Genomic DNA, 19,181 nt, shown 5'->3' on the forward strand with positions numbered 1-19,181 from the left:
AATCTGAGCCAGGATCAAACTCTTTCGTTTAATCACTGTTACTACTTAATTGCGCTCGCTTGCTTAAAACTCAGAATCAACAAGTGTGTACTTGTTACTTCTGTCTTAAGTGCGAGTGCTGGTCAAACCAAGCACTCACACTCATCGGCTGTAGATTGTTAAAGATCGTTGCCCTGACGCTGCAAACTTCGCTAAACTTGTCGTTTCGCTTCGTTTCTTTCGCTGCGTCAGCAGCAGAGAGGCCGAACTATACGGCCCGAACCCGACCCCGTCAACACCCCGCCACACAAAATCGCCACACAGTTCGATAAGTGCTTGATTTTCATCAGGCCATCAACACCCCGCCGCCGGGTAGAATACACGACTGCGCATGGCTGCCTTTTGCCCTACTCCCCGAGGCGCGCAAGCCGGGCAGCTCAGCGACTTACGGCAACAACGCCGCAACTTGCATTTCGCGCCTTCGCCCGCATGTTCCCAGCTCGTACATATGTGTTCGTGCACATATATATAAGCGCAACGTTGGAGGATGCCGCGCCATGCCCCGAATAATCATGTATACCACCGCGGTCTGCCCCTACTGCGTGATGGCCGAGCGCCTGTTGCTCAGCAAGGGGGTACAGATCGAGAAGATTCGCGTGGATCTGGATCCGGAACAGCGTGTCCTGATGATGGAACGCAGCCAGCGCCGCACGGTGCCGCAAATCTTCATTGGTGAGCGGCATATAGGCGGCTTTGATGATCTGGCCGCGCTGGATCGTGCCGGAGGTCTGGATCTGCTCCTGGCGGAAGGCACCTAGCCCCTGTCGTGCAAACATGCGATGATTGTTGCCACCAACGAGTCAAGGCAGCGCCACGCTTGCCATACCTATAAATCAGGAAGGAATCAAAATGTCCGAACAAGCCCAAGAAAACCAGCAACCGGTGTTTGCACTGCAAAAAATCTATGTGACCGATGTGTCGCTGGAATCCCCGAATGCGCCTGGCGCCTTTGTTGAACAGGAACAGCCGGATTTCAACATCCAGTTCCGCAATCAGGCCCGCAGCTTTGACAATGGCTTCTTCGAAGCATCGCTGACCGTAACCGCCACAGCCAAGGTCGGCGAGCGCACACTATTCCTGGTGGAAGTCACCCAGGCTGGCCTTTTCAATATCGAGAACATTCCGGAAAGCGAACTGGAGCCGGTTCTGGGCATCGGCTGCCCGAGCATTCTGTTCCCCTACCTGCGCGAGGCCGTTTCCGACCTGACCACCCGCGCCGGCTTCCCGCCGCTGCTGCTGCAGCCGATCAACTTCGAAGCCATCTTCATGCAACAGCGCGCCCAGCAGGCTGCCGCCCAGAATGCCGAAGCCGAGACCACTCACTAAGCTGCTGCTCGCCAGCGCTCTGCTGGCTGGCAGCCCACTCACGCTGGCGCTGGAGTTTCGCTCCGTCGCCCGCGACGGCGCCCTCTGGTATGAACAGCCGGCTGCGAACGCCAGGAAGCTATTCATCGTCAGCAAAGGCATGCCGGTGGAAATCCTGGCCGAGCAGCCAGGCTGGTTGCGCGTGCGCGATCGCAGTGGCGCGCTGGCCTGGATGCAAGCTGGCGAGCTATCGAAGCAGCGTACCGTGCAGGCCATCCGCAACACCACGGTGTTTGCCGGCCCGCAGGACAAGGCTCCTGTCGTGTTCAGAGTGGAAAAGGATGTCCTGCTCACCCTGCTGGATGCCCAGCAAAATGGCTGGATTCAGGTACAGCACCGGGATGGCCAGCGTGGCTTTGTGCGTATTGAAGACATCTGGGGCCTCTAGCCACAGGCATTACCCGGCCCGCAGCTTGCTGCGGGCTTTTTTCTTGAGGAATAGATCATCATGCAGATTGCCGTGCTTGGCGCTGGTGCCTGGGGTACCGCACTGGCCATCCGTTTTGCCGACCGCCACCAGATTCGCCTGTGGTCGCGCGAGGCTGCCGAGGTTGACGCCATGCGCGCCGACCGCGAGAACAAGCGTTTCCTGCCCGGCTGTCACTTTCCGCCTCACCTGCAGGTGAGCGCGGATCTGGCCGGCACGATTCAGGGCGTCAATCTGGTGCTGATTGTCACGCCGCTGGCCGGCCTGCGCCCCACGCTGCAGCAGCTCGCGCAACTGGGCAACAAGGCCCCCGTGCTGTGGGCCTGCAAGGGCCTGGAGGCCGGCACCATGCAGCTGCCGCACCAGGTTGCCGAAGAAGAACTCGACCCGACCATTCCGCGCGGCATGCTGTCCGGGCCGAGCTTTGCGCAGGAAGTCGCCGCCGGCATGCCCGCCGCCGTGACGATTGCCGCCAGTGATGCCGCCTTTGCGCGCCTGGTGGTCGAAGAGCTCAACACCAATGTGCTGCGCCTGTATGCCAGCGCCGATCTGGTCGGCGTGGAAATCGGTGCGGCAGTGAAGAATGTGCTGGCGATTGCCGCCGGCGTGTGCGACGGCCTGAATCTGGGACTGAACGCGCGCGCAGCGCTACTGACCCGTGGCCTGGCCGAAATGGCGCGCTTTGGCGTAGCGCTGGGCGCGCGCGCCGAGACCTTCATGGGCCTTTCCGGCATTGGCGACCTGATGCTGACCGCCACCGGCGACCTGTCACGCAACCGCCGCGTCGGCCTGTTGCTGGCTGAGGGCAAGAATCTGAACGACATTCTGGTACACCTCGGCCATGTCGCCGAAGGCGTGCCGACCGCGAAGGAAGTATTGCGCCAGGCCGATGCACTGGGCGTGGACATGCCAATCACTCGCGCAGTCTGCCAGATGCTGTTTGACAACCAGCCAGTGAAAGCCATTATCGGCGAACTGATGGGACGAGCGCCGAAGATGGAAAGCGCCAGCGCCAGCCACTAAGCCAAACCTGATTATTTGTCACGAGCCCCCCGGCTTTGCCGGGGAGACACCCCGAGTTCGGCATTTTCAAGAGTCGATCACCTCGGATTGAACAGGTGGATTCCGCCTCGCTTCTTGTGCTTACCGCCTGCGCAGTGGATGTTGCAGCCCTGTTCACCTTCAGATTCATTAAGAACAGTATCTCGCGCAGGCCCTTTGGGGGAGGTGAGGCATCCGTCATCTGGCCGCAGCCTCTCCTGCCTGCCCGTACTCCATCGCATAATCCGCTTTCCGGCTCAGTAACACCCTGGCTAGCCTGACGGTGTTGTTGGCCAAGGTGCCCGTGGCCACATTCCTGTCCCGACGGTGGCACAGATTCTGCACCCATATGTTGAGCAGATCAGTCGTGCTGCATGTGCCGACCGGGGCTGGCGACGCGCTCGCCCGAGTGCACCAGGCCCTCGTGCAGACCACGGAGTTGCGCACGGAAATGGGTCGTCAGGCGTGCATCGCTATCGTCCAGCAGCACCGGCTGCTCCCAGCAGGGCATAACCATCAAGAAAGGGACAACGGCGTAACAAGTTGGTGAGCAGGCTACCGAATCAAGGAAAACATGAAGAGGCCTTGCCTTCTGAAAACGCTATTGATTCGAATCTCAAACCGTTGCCAACGGTAAACGAGAAGTTAAAACATCAGAGGGCCTGATTAATAAAAACCAATATAACCTGACACACAAATACATAAGCCAGCCAATTACCACCTACACGCCAACGGTGACGGCTGTCTTTGCTTTGCAATTGTGCTTTCATGTTCGAGAATCACCACAACAGACTGAGAGCCTTAAGAAACCACCGAGACAGTCCATTCACCCTGCACGGTAAGGTCGTGATTTACTGCTCTTCTGCCAGACAAGCAATCCCCTGACAGAAAGACATTCTTCGGGAAAACTACTCGCCATGACCAAACGACTCACCCTGGCGGCACTGCTGGCCTCCATAGCGCTGGCACCAACCCCAAGCCGTGCACAAAATCCTGTAGCACCGGGATATGGGATCAGCCACATCAGTCTTGCCGAGGCGGCCTGTTCAAAGACGGACAGAGCGCTGGGAAGATACGACCATTACGATATCCTGCTCTGCCAGAGGCACCGTGTCTTCGGTGTTGGTATCGCCATTCATGACGCCTACAGCTGGCCAGTACTCTATCAAACGGACAGCAAAAAGCTCTGGGATCTGCAAGCTCTGACAATGGCAGCTCTACCACAGGGGACCAGCTTTCCAGGCTTGCCAGCCAATGCCCTCATGGAACTGCTGGACTTTGCCGATGGGCGCATCGGCATTATTTTCCGTATTCAGGGCGTTCAGGCCGAGCAAGGGAACGCGGTCTCCCGTCTGCTCAGCCTGCAGTACGTGCGCGGCAATTTGTATTATTGCGGCAGCGACGTCACTAACCAGCAGGCTCGTAGCAGACTGGTAGAGCATGGAAAATGCCAGCAGCGTATCGAGCCGCAAACCATTTAAAATCATTCATGAGAAGAAAATCCCCCTGAAATGGCGGCAGCGCTTTCCCCACATCATCAGCCCAGCACATGCAGCTGCCCCCTGGCGAGCCGCACCCTTGCCCCCAGCCAGCTTTCCGGCACGTCCGCCCAGGCCAGCGCCGGGACCTTCAGCTCGCGCAGCATCGTTGCGCCGTGCGAGAGCAGGCCGCCGCTGCGCGTGACCACGCCGCGCGCCTGCCGGTAATGCTCGAAGAGACCCGGGTCGAGCGCGTCGACGAGCAGGATGTCCTCGCCCAGCACGCCTTCGACCTCGCCGGGCGACAGCTGCAGCGCGCCATCGGGCGCGTCTCCCCGCCCGCCGTGCTGCCAGAATCCGCCCTGCTCGCTGCGCACTACGCTCACCGGCGCAAACCAGTGCTCGCGCTGCGACGCTGGGAAGGCATGATGCAGGCGGAAGAACAGCAGCATCAGCCGGTCGCGGAACTGCTCGCGCGTTTGCAGGTAGTAGCCGCGCATTCCCGGCAGGCCCAGCCTGTGCGCAAGCCGCAGCGGCCATGACCAGCGCGGCAAGGCGGCCAGCGACGGTGCAGCCACCGCCGGGCGCGGTGTCGCCGGATCGCTTTCCCAGGGCAGGCGGTGCGGCCCGCGCTGCTCGGTTTGCGTCTGCGGCCGCCCCAGCCAGGCGCCGCCACTGCTGGCGATTGCCGCGCCGATGCACAGGTTCTGCTGCACCAGCCAGGTGTAAAAGCGCATCAGCCAGTTCGCCAGGCGCTTGGCCTGTGCTTCATCACTCAGCGGGCTGGCAATCAGCGCGTCGAGTTCGGCCTGCCAGCGCGCCAGACCGGCATCGAGCCCGTCGAGCGCACGGCGGCTGGCGAAGAGCATGCGCAGCAGTACCGGCAGCGCGCGCGGCCAGCGCCAGGGCCGCGCCGGCAAATCCGGAACGCTGCCGCCGATCTCGCGCGCCAGCGCGTCGCCCGGAATCCCCCAGTCCGCCAGCCGTGCAAGGAACAGTTCGGCGTTGATGTAGCTGGCATCGGCATGCAGCGCGGTGAACGGCTCGGCGTCGTCCAGTGCGCGCGCATCCCAGCGCGCGTAAACCTGCGGGATGCTCGCCGCCGCCTGCCGCTGCGCGGCCTCGATCAGCCGGCTGGGCTGCGGTGGCAGGATTTCGCCGATGTTCGCATTGGTCAGCCAGCGCTGCCAGCCGTAGCGTGTTACCGGGCGTGCCTGCAGTAGCCACAGCTGCCTGCCGTCCCACGCCCATTCGATGTCGAGCGCCTGGCCGTGAAAGCAGCGCACCACCGCCTGCAGAAAATCCCACAGTGCGCGTTCGCTCAGCGCGCCGGCCAGCACGCGGCGCGACGGCCGTTCGCCCCATTCGCCGCCCAGCTTTGAGAACCGCAGGCGCTGCGGCTGCACGCGGCCGTCGACCAGCGCGGACAGATGGCCGTTAACCCATTCGATTTCGGCCGCCAGCCCGCGCGCGAAGCCCACGCCGGAAAGGGTTGGTTCGATCATGCGCTGCACAACCACGCTGGCCAGCCCTGCCGCGTGCAGACGATCGACGTGCTCGACGACCGCATCAGCCGGTACGCGCAGAAAGCTGTCGTGGCGGCCGGCGTTGGCGCAATCGATGCCGTCTTCGTCGTCGCCCGACGAGCGCACCGCCCAGCCCTGCGGCGCTTCCCGATCAAAACTCCCCAGCCACGCCGCGAGCCGCTGCCGGTCAAAACCAGGGCGCAGCACGCGCAGCGCGGGCACCGGCAGACCGGCCGCCTGCGCCAGCAGCAAGCGCCCGCCCTTGGTGTGCGCGTTGAAGCCCGCGTCTTCCACGCCCCTCTCCAGCTGCGCGACGAAGTCGGCCGGGCATTGCCAGAACGGGTAGTGCCCCCAGCCGGGCTTGAAGGTCACTGCAAGCGCGCTGCGGCACAGCACCGCCTCCCAGGCGGCGGCGTGCTGCGCGCCGATCACGCCGTCGCGCCCGCCCCACAGCAGCTCGATCGGGTCGCTAATCTGGTCGAACAGCGTCAGCGCATTGTCCGGCCGCACCCAGCGGAAATACGGTGCAAAGGCGCGGCAGCGCGCGTAGCCGCGGGCAATCCGCCGGTAATCGGGGCTGAAGCCCGGCAAGGCAAACTGGCGCGAGAACACGCGGGGAAAGTTCGCCAGCAGCCACTGCGCCAGCGGCAAGAGGCCGGGCAGCTGCATCAGCCTTGGCAGGCGGCGACGCCACAGCGCGACGCCAACCGGCGACAAGAGCACCGTGCGGCTGAAATGGCCGGGCTTGCGCACCAGCAGGTGCAGCACCGGCAAGGCGCTGATGCCGGTGGCGACAATCGCGTGGCCGGGCTCGGTCTGCGCCGCCAGCGCGTCGGCCAGGCCGGACAGCGAATCCGGCAATTCGGAGGTATTACCTCCGAACCCAGGCAGCTCGATGGCTACGGCTTGATACTGGCTAAAGTACGGCAGCACTTCATCCCACCAGTCGGCGGCGCTGCCGTTGCCGGCCAGCAGGTAGAGCTTGGGGCGTTGCTTAGCGGTCATGATGGTTTCCTTGTAGCGGAATTGCGGCACAGCCGGCTCCACCACCCCGGCTGGCGGGGTGTTCCACGGTGAATCGGGAGGAAATTAATTCCGGGCGTTCAGCTGATCACGCAGCGCGCTTTCCATGTCGGGAAAGGCAAACCGGTAACCGGCCTCCTGCAGGCGCCTGGGCACCACACGTTGGCCGCGGGTGAACAGCGCGCCCATTTCGCCGGCCAGGCAATCAATCAGCCAGGCCGGCGTCACGAACAGATTGGGCCGGTGCAAAAGGCGCGCGGCCAGTGCGGCAAATTCGGCTTGCGTCAGCGCCTTTGGCGCGCAGAGGTTGTACGCGCCCTGCATGGACTCATCGACGATTGCGCGCTCGATGACCGCGATCACGTCGTCGCGGTGTACCCAGCTCATCACCTGCCTGCCGTCGCCCATGCGCCCGCCCACGCCCAGCCGGAAGGGCAGCAGGAGCTTCGGAAAGGCGCCGCCGGGGCCGAAAACCAGGCCCAGGCGCAGACGGACGACGCGCACACCGAAGGCTTCGGCCCTGATCGCCGCAGCTTCCCACTCCCGGCACAGCTGCGCCTGGAATTCGCCTTCCGGCGAGGTCGCGCTCTCGTCGATTTCCTCGTCGCCGCGGCAGCCGTAGTAGCCGATGGCCGAGCCGTTCACCAGTATCGCCGGCTTGTGTGTGGCGCGCGCCAGCCAGCCCAGCAGCTTCTCGGTAGTGCCGACGCGGCTATCCAGCAGAGCCTGCTTGCGCCTGGCCGACCAGCGCGGCCCGACGACCGGCGCGCCGGCCAGATTGACGATGGCGTCGAACTGCGCGTCGGCGGGCAGCTCGTCCCAGTTGGCGAAGGTGGCGACACGGCCGCGATAGCGCGTGGCGGTGGCCGCCGGCTTGCGGGTGTAGACGGTGGGCTGGTGGCCTTCGGCCAGCAGGCGCTCGAGCAGCGCGGCGCCGATAAAGCCGGTGCCGCCGGTGATCAGGATGCGCAGAGGGGTGGAAGCGGCGTTCATGGTTCAAATCCTTTCAGGCGGGTCAATTGGTCAATTTTTGGTCAATTTCTTTGAAACATGGCTTTGAGTCTGTTTGGCGCCTGCGGCGCAGTATTCAAGGGCCGGTTCCGCCCGGCAGACGGGCTACTTTCTTTGCTTCGCCAAAGAAAGTAGCCAAAGAAAGGCGAGCCCGGTCGGCTGCCTTCAGGGCAGCCGCGTACTATTGATCCGGCCCTCGGAAGTATGAATTTCCGTAGGAGCGAGCTTGCTCGCGAAGCATTGCTTATCGCGAGCGAGCTCGCTCCTACGAGTGAAAACATCAGAGGGCCGGATCAATAAATCTGAAATTCACCAATTACTTGGCAAGGCTTTCTGAGAAGCGACATTTGAAGCCGCCACTGTCACTGCACAACCCAGCTTGATCGGATCAGAACGGCTTGCTCACCATCAGCCAGTACACGATGAGCAGGCCGCCGAAGGCCGGGATGCCGAGCACGGTCCAGATCCGTTCATAGCGCCAGAAACGCGCCGGCAGTGCGTTGCCATTGGCGTGCGCCAGTTGCGCCATGTCGCGCATTTTCAGCTGCAGCCACACCACCGGCAGCCAGCACAGACCGGCCAGCGCGTACAAGGCCAGCGAGCCGGCCACCCAGCGTGCGGACAGCGGCATGCCGGTCAGCTGCAGCATATACCAGCCGCTGATCGGCTGGATGATCACCGCCGGCGTGGTGAACCACCAGTCGGCGCGCACCACCCAGCGGCTGACCACCGCGATGGCCGCGACATTGCCGCTGCGGTTGGCGACGAACAGGTAAAACGCGGTGCCAAAGCCAGTACCGAACATCAGCGTGGCCGAGAGGATGTGCAGCCATTTCACGAGCAGATAGTGTTCCATGATGGTCTCCAGCTTAGTGTGATTGGGAATTGGTCCGCCCCAGTACCGCCAGCAGCAGGCACAGCGCCAGCACCGGCAGGTTTTTCAGCAAGGGGCCAAAGGGGTGCAACAGGAATTCGGGAAGCCGCAGCGCGATGATCGCGCTGTAGCCCAGCACCAGCGCAGCTTGCGCCAGCCACAGGCCACGTCGGGGATAAACGACGCTCGCCACGCCGAAAACCGTATCGAGCGCGACAGCGCCGTAAAAGAACAGCGGCTGGACAGCGGCCGGCACGCCGGTGGCGCCCAGCAACTGATAACTGGCCGCGCGCGGCCAGCCCCACAGGCTCACCGCGGCGGTGCCCAGCCAGACGCTGGCCAGCACCAGCCGCATGATCGGTAGCAGCCAGCCCAGTTGCGCATGCAGCCGCACGGCATCGGGCCGATTCCAGCGGAGCGGGCCCGGCTCACGCCGCAGCAAGGCACGCAAGCCCGCCGCATCGGCCGTACAACCCTGGCGCAGCATGGCCAGGCTCTCCGGCGACAGCAAACACCCGGGCAGGTATTGCCCGATAGCCGCCGCCCAATTTTGGCTCCAGGCTGATACCCCGACTACCTTTGCCTTTGGCAAGCCCATGCTCCGGCGCAACAAGGCCAGATACTCACCCATATCCAGCGCCTGCGGCCCGACGGCATCGACGCAGCGCTGCGGCGGTGCGTCGTTCTCAATCAGCTCAAGCAGCGCATCGACCACATCGGCAAGCAGCACCGGCTGCACCGGCCGGCAGTCAGCCAAATCTGGCAACAGCGGCAGGCTGGCCAGCGCGGCGAATTGCCGGCTGCTGCGCCCAGCATCGGCCAGCACCAGCGAAGGCCGAACGATGCGCCAGTCCAGCCCCCGCGCCTGCAAGGCCTGCTCCGCCCTGCCCTTGCTGCGCCAGTATTCCGTGATCGCATCGGGCGCTGCGCCCAGCGCCGAAACCTGAACGACGCGGCGCACGCGGGTTTGCTCGCACGCGGCAAACAGGCAGGCCGGCGCGTGCTCGTGGATCTGCGCAAAGCTCGCGCCGGCCGACTCGCTAAAAATCCCGACCGCGTTGACCACCGCATCCACACCCGCCAGCCAGGGCAGGCAATCGGCGGGCGAAGCCACCCGCGCAAAATCACCCGCCACCGCCTCGCAACCCGCAGGCACGGGGGCCGGACGGCGCTGCAGCAGCAGCGGCCGGTGGCCGCGCTCGAGCAGGCGCTCAACCAGCGCCGCACCGATCAGGCCGCTTGCACCATAGACCAGAACCCGCATTTCGCCTCCCTCATGCCCCTTGCATTCTTTTATTTCTGTCAAAACAGAAACAACAAGTCACAAAAAATCGCCTCGACACACGCCGTCCTCGCAACGCGCGGGCGGATCGCGGCGCATGCCCATCCAGCCGCTGACGCGCTGGCGGTTATTGGCCAGCAAGCGATAGGCGCGGCTCATCAGCGGGCGCAGCGGCCCCCACACCATCAGCCTCGCCCACACACGGCCATGGCCAATGGCACGGTAGATCGCCGCAATCGCGTCAATCCCCACCAGCCAGTTGCCGGAAGCGTCGCGCACATGCAGGCGCGTCAGCATGTCCTCGACGCTGACGCCGGCCGGCGCCACGAAATCCGCCGCGCTGGCGTCAACCAGCGTCAGCGCGCCTTTGCGGTCCAGGCGCTTCAGGCGGTGGATTTCCGCGCGGCACAGCGGGCAGGCGCGGTCGTAATAGATGGTGTAGGCGGTCATGATTTCTGCTCCTCGTCGTTGCCGAACATCGCCGCCAGCTGGCCGAGCTTGCTGCCCATTTTCAGCAAGCGCAGCACCACGCCGGGCGGCAGCTTCTTGAAATCGTCGTAGCCGGACAAGAGCAGCTCCAGGAATTCGAGCACCTTGTCCATCTTCTCGCGCGTCGCCGCCTCGATCAGCGGATCGCTCTCGGCCTCGATCGCGCATTCGCGCAGCACCGAGAGCGTCGGGTCCAGCTCGCGGCGCTTGCGTTCCTCGGTGATCAGCCGAAAGATCTCCCACACATCCTGCAGCGCGACGAAATGATCGCGCCGGTCGCCCAGCACATGCTGCACGCGGATCAGCCCCCACGATTGCAGCTCCTTCAGGCTGTTGCTGACGTTGGAGCGCGCCACGCCCAGCGTCTCGCAGATCTGCTCGGCGTTCAGCGGGCTGTTGGCCAGGTAAAGCAGCGCGTGGATCTGCGCAACGGTGCGGTTCACCCCCCAGCGCGCGCCCATCTCGCCCCAGTGGAGGATGTACTTCTGCATGGTGGGACTGAGCTGCATCGCCTTTCCTTAATTTCTGTCGTTACAGAAATTAAATACAAAACCGAAGCCGCTGGCAAGCCCCAGGGGTGGGGAGCGTGGTTTTTTGTGCAGGGTGACAAGTAGTAATTGGCTGCTCGAACCAAACGATTACTGACTACGTCTTGCATCAGGAAGCCTGAGTAACAAAGGCGTTGATCAGTACGCTCTGCCCTGAAAGCCGCTGAGAGGCACTGGTTCCCGCGAAGGTAGAGGATCAGGCGTGGGACGTGTCTGAGGGCGCTGCCGAGTTGTCCCGCGCCCCCGAAAAACGAGTCCCCCAAGGGGATTTCCTGCGGGGCACATCGCAAGGCACCCAGCACCGCGGGGCCGCTTGCGGAATCTGGTCTCTCATGACCACCCATTCTGGTGTTGTGAGCACTCCGCTGATGAGATGTGATCATCGTGATGGCCTCAGAGACTGCTGATCGGCCCAAGCGGCCCTTTAGCCCTCACCTCGATAAGGGCGACAGTAGATTGATTAGCTGTCGTTCATCTGGGATCAACAGCGCACGGTAGCATTTTCATCCTGCGAATGTGAATACGCTCCTCTACCACAATCTGCCGATCTCCTGAAACCCCCTAAGCAACATCTGTTCAACCTTGCGGCACAGCTTGGACCGCAAGTCAGGACACCAACTCTTGCAAAAACTCCGTGAGCGCTTTCTTGGGATCATCTTCATCTGAAACAATCATTTCAATTCCCCAATGGCTCAAAACTTCCTGTGCCACCGGGTTAGGACGATTCATAAATATGTAGGATTTTGGCCTGGCAGACGCAAGGGCAGAGCCTCCCCACATCTCAGTAAGACGATAAAACAGAAGGCGGATGTTGATATCGTTTAGGCTGTAACCGAGGAAGAGAACTGAACTTCCCAGTACGTCATTTCGAAGTTTGATGTCCAACGGTGTATCGAAGTCGAGGCGCTGAAAATAACTAGTCTCGTCCAAAACGATTGAATCGTCTGCGTCGAAGTCGCCGTGAAACTTGATAATCTGCCGGCGACCATTCGTAACAGAAACAAGATCAGCCACACTTGCGATTTTGTCGTATTGCACCCCGAACGCCTCGTGAGCGAGCTCCAGCCAGCGATCATAGTTTGTGGTGTATATCCGGGAAAAGTTGCCCTTGGTAATTAGCTCATGAATGCCAGATTCCTCGATTTTCGTACTTGGTTTATGCCATTCACGGTCCATCCAGCTGCGCAGCGGCCCGATACTCCCTTTCTTTTTCTTGTAAAACTCAGCAAGGGCTAAAGGCGTGCCGTATGTAGCGAAAATCTTCGGGTCATATCCAAGCTCCTCCGCAATGTGATCGATTAGCGCACTCCAATTGGGTAGGCCAAGATTGGCAGACACTCCAGCTCCAACAAAGAGCATGAGCCTGCCCGTACGATGTGCTTCAAGTAGTTCGGCTTTCATCTCGTGCCTTTTGTAGATTTGAGGTGGTCTGCAAACAAGTCCAATGCTTTGCGGCGCATTGAGATTGTATCCTTGGCTACGCCCATCTCAGCGAACGTCAGAGTGCTACCGTTCGGAACGAAAACACAGTCCCACTGAAAATCACGAGAGCCTGCTGGAACGGAAGGTACTGTGCCTTCAATCGCCCCCTCAAATAGGTGTATTTTGTGCCCGTCGCAGTATCCGAGGACTGTCTTCGCAGTGACGTTGGCATCACCAAGACCAGCAACTAGGTTTGCGAATCGATCAGCCTCCAGCCTGTTCCAGAAGATCTCTGTTAGGCCTGCAGGAAGTCCATTGAGGCCGCTCAAGTACAATCCCGTATGCTCAACGAACAAAGGACGACCGATAGACTCGAACGCCTTGATCAGTTTGTCACGCACTAATTTTTCGACATCCTCGGTTTGGAGTTCCTCGATTTTTCTCGAAACTGGCACAACATCCACCCCTACGGGGGCAAGGATTCGCTGCACTTCAGTAATCTTGTGGGCGTTGCCTGACATGAATCTGATTTTCAATTTAGATCCCTCATGAATGAATAGCGCTTGGCAACTTCGTATTGCTGTCGGATATCGCCAATCGAAAGGCCTTCAGTCATCGCAGCCGTGTGGTCGTCCACAAGACCACGTTGGTGGATTGCAGGGTTGTCTGAATCACCCCGGGTTTCGCGGAGGCTCACTCAATTGAGAGAATAGAGCCATGACGAAATCAACGAAGTTTTCCCCCGAAGTCCGCGAGCGCGCTGTGCGCATGGTGTTCGATGCCAAGGATCAGCATGAATCGCAGTGGGCGGCGATCGTGTCCATTGCTGGCAAGATCGGTTGCACGCCCGAATCGCTGCGTCGCTGGATTCGCCAACAGGAGCGGGATACCGGCCAGCGCCCCGGAACAACCAGCGCCGAGGCCGCACGGGTCAAAGAGCTGGAGCGCGAAGTCCGCGAGCTGAAGAAGGCCAACGAGATATTGCGATTGGCCAGCGCGTATTTCGCGCAGGCGGAGCTCGACCGCCGCATCAAGTCGTGAACGCCTTCATCGATAACCATCGGGACCGTTTGGGGGTCGAGCCGATCTGCCGCGTGCTGCAGGTCGCCCCCTCGGCCTATCGCCGACAGGCTGCCCGGCAAAAGAACCCGACCTTGCGCAGTAAACGCGCAGTGCGCGATGAGCGGCTCTCTGGGGAGATCAAGCGCGTCTGGCAGACCAATCATGAGGTCTATGGCGTCGCCAAAGTCTGGCGCCTGCTCATCCGCGAGGGCCAGCGCATCGCGCGCTGCACCGTCGAGCGCTTGATGAGGCAACTGGGTTTGCGCGGCGTGACGCGCGGCAAAGCGGTGCGCACCACGCAGCCTGATCCGGCGCTTCCTTGCCCCCGCGACCATGTCAACCGGCAGTTTGTCGCCAAGCGGCCGAACCAGCTCTGGGTCTCCGACTTTACCTATGTCTCGACCTGGCAGGGCTTCGTCTACGTTGCCTTTGTGGTGGATGTGTTCGCCCGCTACATTGTCGGCTGGCGAGTCAGCCGCAGCATGCGGACCGAGTTTGTACTGGATGCGCTGGAACAGGCGCTGTGGGCGCGCCAGCCGGAGCGGGATGCGCTGATTCATCACAGCGATCGCGGCTCGCAATACGTCTCGATCCGCTATACCGAGCGACTTGCGGAGGCCGGCATCGAGCCTTCGGTCGGTAGCACGGGCGACAGCTACGACAACGCGCTGGCGGAAACCATCAACGGACTCTACAAGGCGGAGGTGATTCATCGCCGCGGCCCGTGGAAGAGCATGGAGGCGGTGGAGCTGGCGACGCTGGAGTGGGTTTCATGGTTCAATCACCAGCGTTTGCTGGCACCGCTCGGCTACATCCCGCCGGCGGAGGCGGAAGCAAACTACTACCGCAGTCTGAGCGAGCAGGCCGTACCGACCTGACTCACACAAAACAGCCTCCGCGAAACCCGGGGTGATTCACAACGCGACCTGTTTCACCCGCATGGATCGTGACCCCGAGTCCAAACCTGTCCTTGGCCGCTTGAAATAGGGAAGGCAACTCCGCCGGATAGCCTATTTCCTCATCTCCAGCTAGATCGAGGCCAATTACGTCTTTCGGCTCACCAAGGTCACTGTAGGCCTGAAGAAGTGTAGAGAGGTTGACTGCGCTATAGTCGCCACGAGTTACCGTGAGGATTAAACCTCGGCGGATACCATAGCGTTGCGCGGCCTTACCGGTTGATTCAATCAAACGTTCAAGAGCTTGGGCCGGTGAACATTTCTGTAGAGAAGCGAGGTAAAGAATACTGCTGCGGAGTTCGACGAAACGCACGTTGTTGTCCGCAAAGCCTGCAAATACCGCATGAGTAAGGCGATCAAGGTTCTCGCGCTTCCGAGGGAAGAGTCGCAGTACTTGCCAAGGCGTCAGATATTCAGCTAACGATTGGCAGGGTGATGTCCGCACCAGATCTCGCTCGAACTCGAATCCAGCTGGCAGAACGGTCTCTTCATCAGCCAGGATCTCCCGAATTGTCAGCGCTGGAATCGCGCCGTTCATGTGCACATGAAGCTCTCCGCGGTTACATAAGCCAGAGCCCTTCCTGTTTTCGTCTAACTCGTCGGCGAGGCCGGTATCACCCATTATCCCAGGTAGATCAAGTTGCCGCTGATCCAATGTTCGCCCCTCAGTTCCTTTCTATTTCCAAACTATTGGCCATACGCCTAAGCATAACATCCAAACGCTTAGCCGTAAGAATCAAACTAGGGGTTGCGGTCAGAAACATGCATTTGCCAAAGCATTCGGCTGTGTGGCGGGTACCCAGTCTATAGCTGCCTGATTTTGAATAAGGACTGATATTCTACTTCGGCCGAATTACAGACAAAAAAGCTGCCGGTCAGATCACCAGTAGGCTGCGCACAAGTCATCGGCGATGTGATCACGCGTGATCAGAACGGGTGCTCATGTCCGCCAGACCCCGCCCCTCCCATCGCAGCGAAGCAACATGCTGCTCGCCTGCGCCAGCAGCGTCGCATGTGCGCTGCCATGCATCTCAATATCGATTGATCCCTTCCTCGCCCCACTTGCGGTAAGCCCTTATTGCGACGCATGTAGTCGAGGCGGAACATGCTACATCACGATGTTACCAGTAACAGTTACGCGAAACAGCATGAAACCCCGGCAGGCCAAGCTTGCCGCTACCGCAGGAGCAGCAGTCATGAAATCCGAACCCAGCCACCGCGTCTTCGTGCTGATGGGCGTGTCCGGCAGCGGCAAGTCGGCCGTTGCCGGGGCACTGGCCCGCGAGCTCGATTGCGCCTTTCTCGACGGCGATTTTCTGCACCCGCGTGCGAACATCGTCAAAATGGCAGCCGGCCAGCCGCTGGATGACGACGACCGCGCACCGTGGCTGGCGGCGCTGAACGACGCGGCCTTTGCCATGCAGCGCACGCATGCGGTGTCGCTGATCGTCTGTTCGGCGCTGAAAAAGCGCTACCGCGACCGGCTGCGCGCAGGCAATCCGCATTTGTCTTTCATTCATCTGCAGGGCGACGCGGCGCTGATCGGCGCGCGACTGGCGGCGCGCAAGGGGCATTTCTTCAAGCCCGAGATGCTGGCCTCGCAGTTCGCCGCGCTGGAAGCACCGCAGGCGGACGAGGCCGACGTGTTCACCGTCGACATTGCCGCTCCGCTGGCCGAGGTCGTCGAACATACCCTGCTGCATATCCGCAGCCAGGCCAATCAATAAGGAGGCCAGCGATGGATACCCTCAGTCTCGTACTCACCGCAGTTGGCTCGGTCGTGCTGCTGCTGTTTCTGGTGATGAAGGCGCGCATGCATGCCTTTATCGCGCTGATGCTGGTGTCGATCGGCGCCGGCGTGTTTTCCGGCATGCCGCTGGAGAAAATTGCCGACACCATGCAAAAGGGCATGGGCGGCACGCTGGGCTTTCTGGCGATTGTCGTGGCGCTGGGCGCGATGTTCGGCAAGGTGCTGCACGAAACCGGCGCGCTGGACCAGATCGCCGTGAAGCTGCTGACCAAGTTTGGCGAGAACCGCGCGCACTACGCGCTGGGGCTGGCCGGCCTCGTGTGCGCGCTGCCACTGTTTTTCGACGTGGCCATCGTGCTCCTGATCGGCGTAGTGTTTGCGGTCGCGCGGCGCACCGGCGGCAATGTGGTGAAGCTCGCCATTCCGCTGTTCGCCGGCGTGGCCGCCGCGGCGGCGTTTCTCTTGCCCGGCCCGACACCAATGCTGCTCGCCTCGCAGATGAAGGCGGATTTCGGCTGGATGATCGCGATTGGCCTGGCCGCCGCGATTCCCGGCATGCTGCTGGCCGGCCCGCTGTACGGCCGCTTTATCAGCAAGCATGTCACGCTGAAATTGCCGGATGACATCAGCGAGCCCAGCCTGGGCCAGGGCCAGATGCCGTCGTTCGGCTTTTCGCTGGCGCTGGTGCTGTTCCCGCTGGGGCTGGTTGGGCTGAAAACCATCGCCGCGCGCTTTGTGGAAGCCGATACCAGCCTGTATCACTGGCTGCAGTTCGTCGGCCACCCGTTCACCGCGATTCTGGTCGCTTGCCTGGTGGCAATCTACGGCCTGGCGATCCGCCGTGGCATGAGCAGCGACAAGGTGATGAATGTGTGCAGCGCCGCGCTGCAGCCGGCCGGCATCATTCTGCTGGTGACTGGTGCCGGTGGCGTGTTCAAGCAGGTGCTGGTCGATTCGGGTGTCGGCCCGGCGCTGGGCAATGCGCTGATCGGCGCCGGCCTGCCGATTGCTGTCGCCTGCTTCGTGCTCGCCGCCGCGGTGCGCGTGATCCAGGGCTCGGCAACGGTCGCCTGCCTGACCACGGTGGGCCTGGTGCTGCCGGTGGTGGAAACGCTGGGCTTCTCGGGCGCGCAACTGGCGGCCTTGTCAGTCTGCATCGCCGGCGGCTCCATTGTCCTGAGCCATGTGAACGACTCGGGCTTCTGGCTGTTCGGCAAGTTCACCGGCGCGACGGAAATCCAGACGCTGAAAACCTGGACGGTGATGGAAACGATTCTGGGAACGACAGGTGCAGCGGTGGGGATGGTGGCGTTCGCGCTGCTGTGATTCACACAACACCAAAGGTATTGCGCTGCAGCCCAATAACATAAAAGGCTGCAGGGCAATACCCTTTTTCCAACCTGATTATGCCTCTCCTTCAGAAACCCTTTTTTCGTCATGCCCGCGAAGGCGGGCATCCAGAGCAACGCTTGCTTTCACACCGTCATCTGGATTCCCGCATACGCGGGAATGACAATTCTGAAGCAGAGACATAATCAGGTTTTCTAATTCAATTCCAGCTCGATGTCCGCTGTGGCGCTGCTGGTGGCCGGGGCCGACGGTTCGGCGGTACTACCAGCCAGTTCGGCCACCACCAGGCACTGGCCACGCGCGTCCTGCAGCGTCAGCGTGTAGTTGCCGGCCGTGTCGCTGAACAGCCAGACCATGCCGTCGATATCGCGCCAGCCATCACGGCCGGTCTTGCGCTGCAATTGCTGGATCAGCTCGGGGATGCGCACGGGCAGGAAAAACGCCAGCTGCAGCTGACCGGACGGCTCGGCCTGCGGCGCCCTGCCGTCAAAGAGGTAATCAAGGCGCTGCTGCAGCCCGTTCAGGTCAGCCACCCGCCCGAGTCGGCGCAAGCGGGCCTGGCATAATTTCTGTCGCAATTCTTCGGCACTGTCCATCGCTTTCCCCTGCCTGTTTGGCCCCGCACAGGCGTTTTCGCCAGCGCAACTACTCATCAACACGGGACCGGCGCACAAAGTTTCCGCATGCGCGGCTAGAGCGTCAATCTTCCTGTAACACACTTCACAGCAATGCCACACCGGGCGGGGGCGACAGCCGGGCAAGATTGCGCTTGCCTTTTTGGAGTCTACCCCTATAATGGCGCTCCGTCCTGACGCCAGAACACCGGCAGACTGTGACAGCGCCGTTGTAGCTCAGGGGTAGAGCACTCCCTTGGTAAGGGAGAGGTCGCGGGTTCAATTCCCGCCAACGGCTCCAGAATCTGCAAACGCCCGGCCGCCGCAATGGCGCCGGGCGTTTTTTATTGCGGGCCTTTCCCCAAACCATTGAACCACAGAGACACAATAGGCACAGGTGTCTCTGCGCTTGATTCGGGTTTCCTATTGATCCGGCCCTCAGCAGTTTGAATTTCTGCAGGAGCGAGCTTGCTCGCGAAGCCTTGCTGATCGCGAGCAAGCTCGCTCCTACGACTGAGAACATCAGAGGGCCGGATCAATAATTAGCAAGACTCTTCAGCTTTCTTGCCGTCATTCCGGCGAAGGCCGGAATCCAGAAGGGTTAACAAAACGTTTGCAGTCTGGATGCCGGCCTGGACCGCAGATACCGTCTTGCCACTCATCTTGCAACTGCATAATCAGCCTGATACGGCTGACGCGTTTTAAGGACGCCAAAACACAAATGCACCAGCTTGCGCATCGCGGCACCCAGTGCCGACATCTTGCATTTGCCGCGCGCCAGCAGCCGCTCGTACTGCGCCTTCACATGTGGGTTGTAGCGCTTGGCCGTGATCGCCGCCATGTACAACATGGCCCGTATCCTCGCCGGGCCGGCTTTCGACAGGCGCGCACGCCCGAAGAGCGAACTGCCCGACTGCCGTTCCA

Annotated in this window: 20 protein-coding genes, 1 tRNA gene and 1 other annotated feature; of the genes, 9 read left to right on the forward strand and 12 right to left on the reverse strand. The window is 61.4% G+C overall.

Going from position 1 to position 19,181, the window contains the following annotated elements:
• Positions 1 to 536: 536 nt before the first annotated feature.
• From grxC to C515_RS0115300, 4 genes are all read left to right on the forward strand, one after another.
• Positions 537 to 797 (forward strand): glutaredoxin 3, encoded by a 261-nt coding sequence (gene grxC, locus C515_RS0115285; RefSeq protein ID WP_028456236.1) that lies wholly within the window; start codon positions 537 to 539, stop codon positions 795 to 797.
• A 91-nt stretch (positions 798 to 888) separates the two neighbouring features.
• The gene (secB, locus tag C515_RS0115290) at positions 889 to 1,365 is read left to right on the forward strand and encodes a protein-export chaperone SecB (protein WP_028456237.1); all 477 of its coding nucleotides are present in this window, start codon (positions 889 to 891) and stop codon (positions 1,363 to 1,365) included.
• Positions 1,340 to 1,792: an SH3 domain-containing protein gene (locus tag C515_RS0115295; protein ID WP_028456238.1), complete on the forward strand. Its 453-nt coding sequence runs from the start codon at positions 1,340 to 1,342 to the stop codon at positions 1,790 to 1,792. Before secB ends, C515_RS0115295 begins: the two co-directional genes overlap by 26 nt.
• Before the next feature lie 60 nt (positions 1,793 to 1,852).
• Complete coding sequence (locus C515_RS0115300; protein WP_028456239.1) at positions 1,853 to 2,854, forward strand: NAD(P)H-dependent glycerol-3-phosphate dehydrogenase; 1,002 nt, start codon at positions 1,853 to 1,855, stop codon at positions 2,852 to 2,854.
• A 379-nt stretch (positions 2,855 to 3,233) separates the two neighbouring features.
• Here C515_RS0115300 and C515_RS24820 read toward each other — a convergent pair whose 3' ends face one another.
• Entirely contained in the window at positions 3,234 to 3,362 is a 129-nt protein-coding gene (locus tag C515_RS24820; RefSeq protein ID WP_281170874.1) for a hypothetical protein, read from the reverse strand.
• A 427-nt stretch (positions 3,363 to 3,789) separates the two neighbouring features.
• Between C515_RS24820 and C515_RS0115310 the strand changes: the two genes are divergently transcribed.
• A complete protein-coding gene (locus tag C515_RS0115310; RefSeq protein ID WP_028456240.1) occupies positions 3,790 to 4,353 on the forward strand; it encodes a hypothetical protein in 564 nt (187 codons plus the stop codon).
• Between the two features lie 56 nt (positions 4,354 to 4,409).
• Here the strand turns inward: C515_RS0115310 and C515_RS0115315 are convergent, their stop codons facing one another.
• The 8 genes from C515_RS0115315 to C515_RS0115350 form a co-directional block, all read right to left on the reverse strand.
• Positions 4,410 to 6,881, reverse strand: coding sequence for a PEP-utilizing enzyme (locus C515_RS0115315; protein WP_043649941.1), 2,472 nt, complete (start codon positions 6,879 to 6,881; stop codon positions 4,410 to 4,412).
• An 84-nt stretch (positions 6,882 to 6,965) separates the two neighbouring features.
• Positions 6,966 to 7,892: a TIGR01777 family oxidoreductase gene (locus C515_RS0115320; RefSeq protein ID WP_211234075.1), complete on the reverse strand. Its 927-nt coding sequence runs from the start codon at positions 7,890 to 7,892 to the stop codon at positions 6,966 to 6,968.
• Positions 7,893 to 8,298: 406 nt separating this feature from the next.
• Positions 8,299 to 8,766 (reverse strand): DUF2269 family protein, encoded by a 468-nt coding sequence (locus C515_RS0115325; protein ID WP_028456243.1) that lies wholly within the window; start codon positions 8,764 to 8,766, stop codon positions 8,299 to 8,301.
• A 13-nt stretch (positions 8,767 to 8,779) separates the two neighbouring features.
• Positions 8,780 to 10,048 carry an SDR family oxidoreductase gene (locus C515_RS0115330; protein WP_028456244.1) on the reverse strand — a complete coding sequence of 423 codons (1,269 nt, stop codon included), beginning with the start codon at positions 10,046 to 10,048 and terminating at the stop codon, positions 8,780 to 8,782.
• A 57-nt stretch (positions 10,049 to 10,105) separates the two neighbouring features.
• Complete coding sequence (locus tag C515_RS21435) at positions 10,106 to 10,516, reverse strand: thiol-disulfide oxidoreductase DCC family protein (protein ID WP_051305012.1); 411 nt, start codon at positions 10,514 to 10,516, stop codon at positions 10,106 to 10,108.
• Positions 10,513 to 11,064, reverse strand: coding sequence for a GbsR/MarR family transcriptional regulator (locus tag C515_RS21440; RefSeq protein WP_043649934.1), 552 nt, complete (start codon positions 11,062 to 11,064; stop codon positions 10,513 to 10,515). The genes C515_RS21435 and C515_RS21440 overlap by 4 nt, the downstream gene beginning before the upstream one ends.
• Positions 11,065 to 11,709: 645 nt before the next feature.
• On the reverse strand, positions 11,710 to 12,504 hold the full coding sequence (locus C515_RS0115345; RefSeq protein WP_028456245.1) for an SIR2 family NAD-dependent protein deacylase: 795 nt from the start codon (positions 12,502 to 12,504) through the stop codon (positions 11,710 to 11,712).
• The gene (locus tag C515_RS0115350) at positions 12,501 to 13,046 is read right to left on the reverse strand and encodes a non-canonical purine NTP pyrophosphatase (protein WP_211234076.1); all 546 of its coding nucleotides are present in this window, start codon (positions 13,044 to 13,046) and stop codon (positions 12,501 to 12,503) included. The genes C515_RS0115345 and C515_RS0115350 overlap by 4 nt, the downstream gene beginning before the upstream one ends.
• Positions 13,047 to 13,242: 196 nt before the next feature.
• Between C515_RS0115350 and C515_RS0115360 the strand changes: the two genes are divergently transcribed.
• Positions 13,243 to 14,465, forward strand: a protein-coding gene (locus C515_RS0115360; protein ID WP_444541991.1) for an IS3 family transposase whose coding sequence is annotated in 2 segments (ribosomal slippage) — positions 13,243 to 13,534 and positions 13,534 to 14,465 — 1,224 coding nt in all. Because the reading frame shifts where the segments join, the coding sequence is not laid out codon by codon here.
• Positions 13,521 to 13,637, forward strand: a sequence feature (AL1L pseudoknot). (Overlaps the previous gene by 117 nt.)
• Position 14,466: 1 nt before the next feature.
• On the opposite strand, the gene C515_RS21445 is transcribed toward C515_RS0115360, so the two are convergent.
• Positions 14,467 to 15,165 (reverse strand): amidohydrolase family protein, encoded by a 699-nt coding sequence (locus tag C515_RS21445; RefSeq protein ID WP_281170875.1) that lies wholly within the window; start codon positions 15,163 to 15,165, stop codon positions 14,467 to 14,469.
• A 574-nt stretch (positions 15,166 to 15,739) separates the two neighbouring features.
• On the opposite strand from C515_RS21445, the gene gntK reads away from it, so the two are divergent.
• Together gntK and gntU are read left to right on the forward strand one after the other, a co-directional pair.
• Positions 15,740 to 16,270, forward strand: a complete 531-nt coding sequence (gntK, locus tag C515_RS0115370; protein ID WP_043649937.1) for a gluconokinase — start codon at positions 15,740 to 15,742, stop codon at positions 16,268 to 16,270.
• Between the two features lie 11 nt (positions 16,271 to 16,281).
• Positions 16,282 to 17,619 (forward strand): gluconate transporter, encoded by a 1,338-nt coding sequence (gene gntU / locus C515_RS0115375; RefSeq protein WP_028456250.1) that lies wholly within the window; start codon positions 16,282 to 16,284, stop codon positions 17,617 to 17,619.
• 218 nt (positions 17,620 to 17,837) lie between these two features.
• Here the strand turns inward: gntU and C515_RS0115385 are convergent, their stop codons facing one another.
• On the reverse strand, positions 17,838 to 18,239 hold the full coding sequence (locus C515_RS0115385) for a hypothetical protein (protein WP_028456251.1): 402 nt from the start codon (positions 18,237 to 18,239) through the stop codon (positions 17,838 to 17,840).
• Positions 18,240 to 18,483: 244 nt separating this feature from the next.
• Here C515_RS0115385 and C515_RS0115390 point away from each other — a divergent pair.
• Positions 18,484 to 18,558 (forward strand) — tRNA-Thr (locus C515_RS0115390).
• Positions 18,559 to 18,915: 357 nt separating this feature from the next.
• Here C515_RS0115390 and C515_RS0115395 read toward each other — a convergent pair.
• A partial coding sequence (locus C515_RS0115395; RefSeq protein WP_043649839.1) for a transposase occupies positions 18,916 to 19,181 on the reverse strand: 266 nt, incomplete at its 5' end.

The sequence above is a fragment of the Chitinilyticum litopenaei DSM 21440 genome (assembly GCF_000428145.1).
Taxonomy (GTDB): domain Bacteria; phylum Pseudomonadota; class Gammaproteobacteria; order Burkholderiales; family Chitinibacteraceae; genus Chitinilyticum; species Chitinilyticum litopenaei.

Coding starts and splice junctions, on each gene's coding strand:
- grxC (WP_028456236.1), top strand. CDS start 537: ATGCCCCGAATAATCATGTATACCACCGCGGTCTGCCCCTACTGCGTG.
- secB (WP_028456237.1), top strand. CDS start 889: ATGTCCGAACAAGCCCAAGAAAACCAGCAACCGGTGTTTGCACTGCAA.
- C515_RS0115295 (WP_028456238.1), top strand. CDS start 1,340: ATGCCGAAGCCGAGACCACTCACTAAGCTGCTGCTCGCCAGCGCTCTG.
- C515_RS0115300 (WP_028456239.1), top strand. CDS start 1,853: ATGCAGATTGCCGTGCTTGGCGCTGGTGCCTGGGGTACCGCACTGGCC.
- C515_RS0115310 (WP_028456240.1), top strand. CDS start 3,790: ATGACCAAACGACTCACCCTGGCGGCACTGCTGGCCTCCATAGCGCTG.
- C515_RS0115315 (WP_043649941.1), bottom strand. CDS start 6,881: ATGACCGCTAAGCAACGCCCCAAGCTCTACCTGCTGGCCGGCAACGGC.
- C515_RS0115320 (WP_211234075.1), bottom strand. CDS start 7,892: ATGAACGCCGCTTCCACCCCTCTGCGCATCCTGATCACCGGCGGCACC.
- C515_RS0115325 (WP_028456243.1), bottom strand. CDS start 8,766: ATGGAACACTATCTGCTCGTGAAATGGCTGCACATCCTCTCGGCCACG.
- C515_RS0115330 (WP_028456244.1), bottom strand. CDS start 10,048: ATGCGGGTTCTGGTCTATGGTGCAAGCGGCCTGATCGGTGCGGCGCTG.
- C515_RS21435 (WP_051305012.1), bottom strand. CDS start 10,516: ATGACCGCCTACACCATCTATTACGACCGCGCCTGCCCGCTGTGCCGC.
- C515_RS21440 (WP_043649934.1), bottom strand. CDS start 11,064: ATGCAGCTCAGTCCCACCATGCAGAAGTACATCCTCCACTGGGGCGAG.
- C515_RS0115345 (WP_028456245.1), bottom strand. CDS start 12,504: ATGAAAGCCGAACTACTTGAAGCACATCGTACGGGCAGGCTCATGCTC.
- C515_RS0115350 (WP_211234076.1), bottom strand. CDS start 13,046: ATGTCAGGCAACGCCCACAAGATTACTGAAGTGCAGCGAATCCTTGCC.
- C515_RS21445 (WP_281170875.1), bottom strand. CDS start 15,165: ATGGGTGATACCGGCCTCGCCGACGAGTTAGACGAAAACAGGAAGGGC.
- gntK (WP_043649937.1), top strand. CDS start 15,740: ATGAAATCCGAACCCAGCCACCGCGTCTTCGTGCTGATGGGCGTGTCC.
- gntU (WP_028456250.1), top strand. CDS start 16,282: ATGGATACCCTCAGTCTCGTACTCACCGCAGTTGGCTCGGTCGTGCTG.
- C515_RS0115385 (WP_028456251.1), bottom strand. CDS start 18,239: ATGGACAGTGCCGAAGAATTGCGACAGAAATTATGCCAGGCCCGCTTG.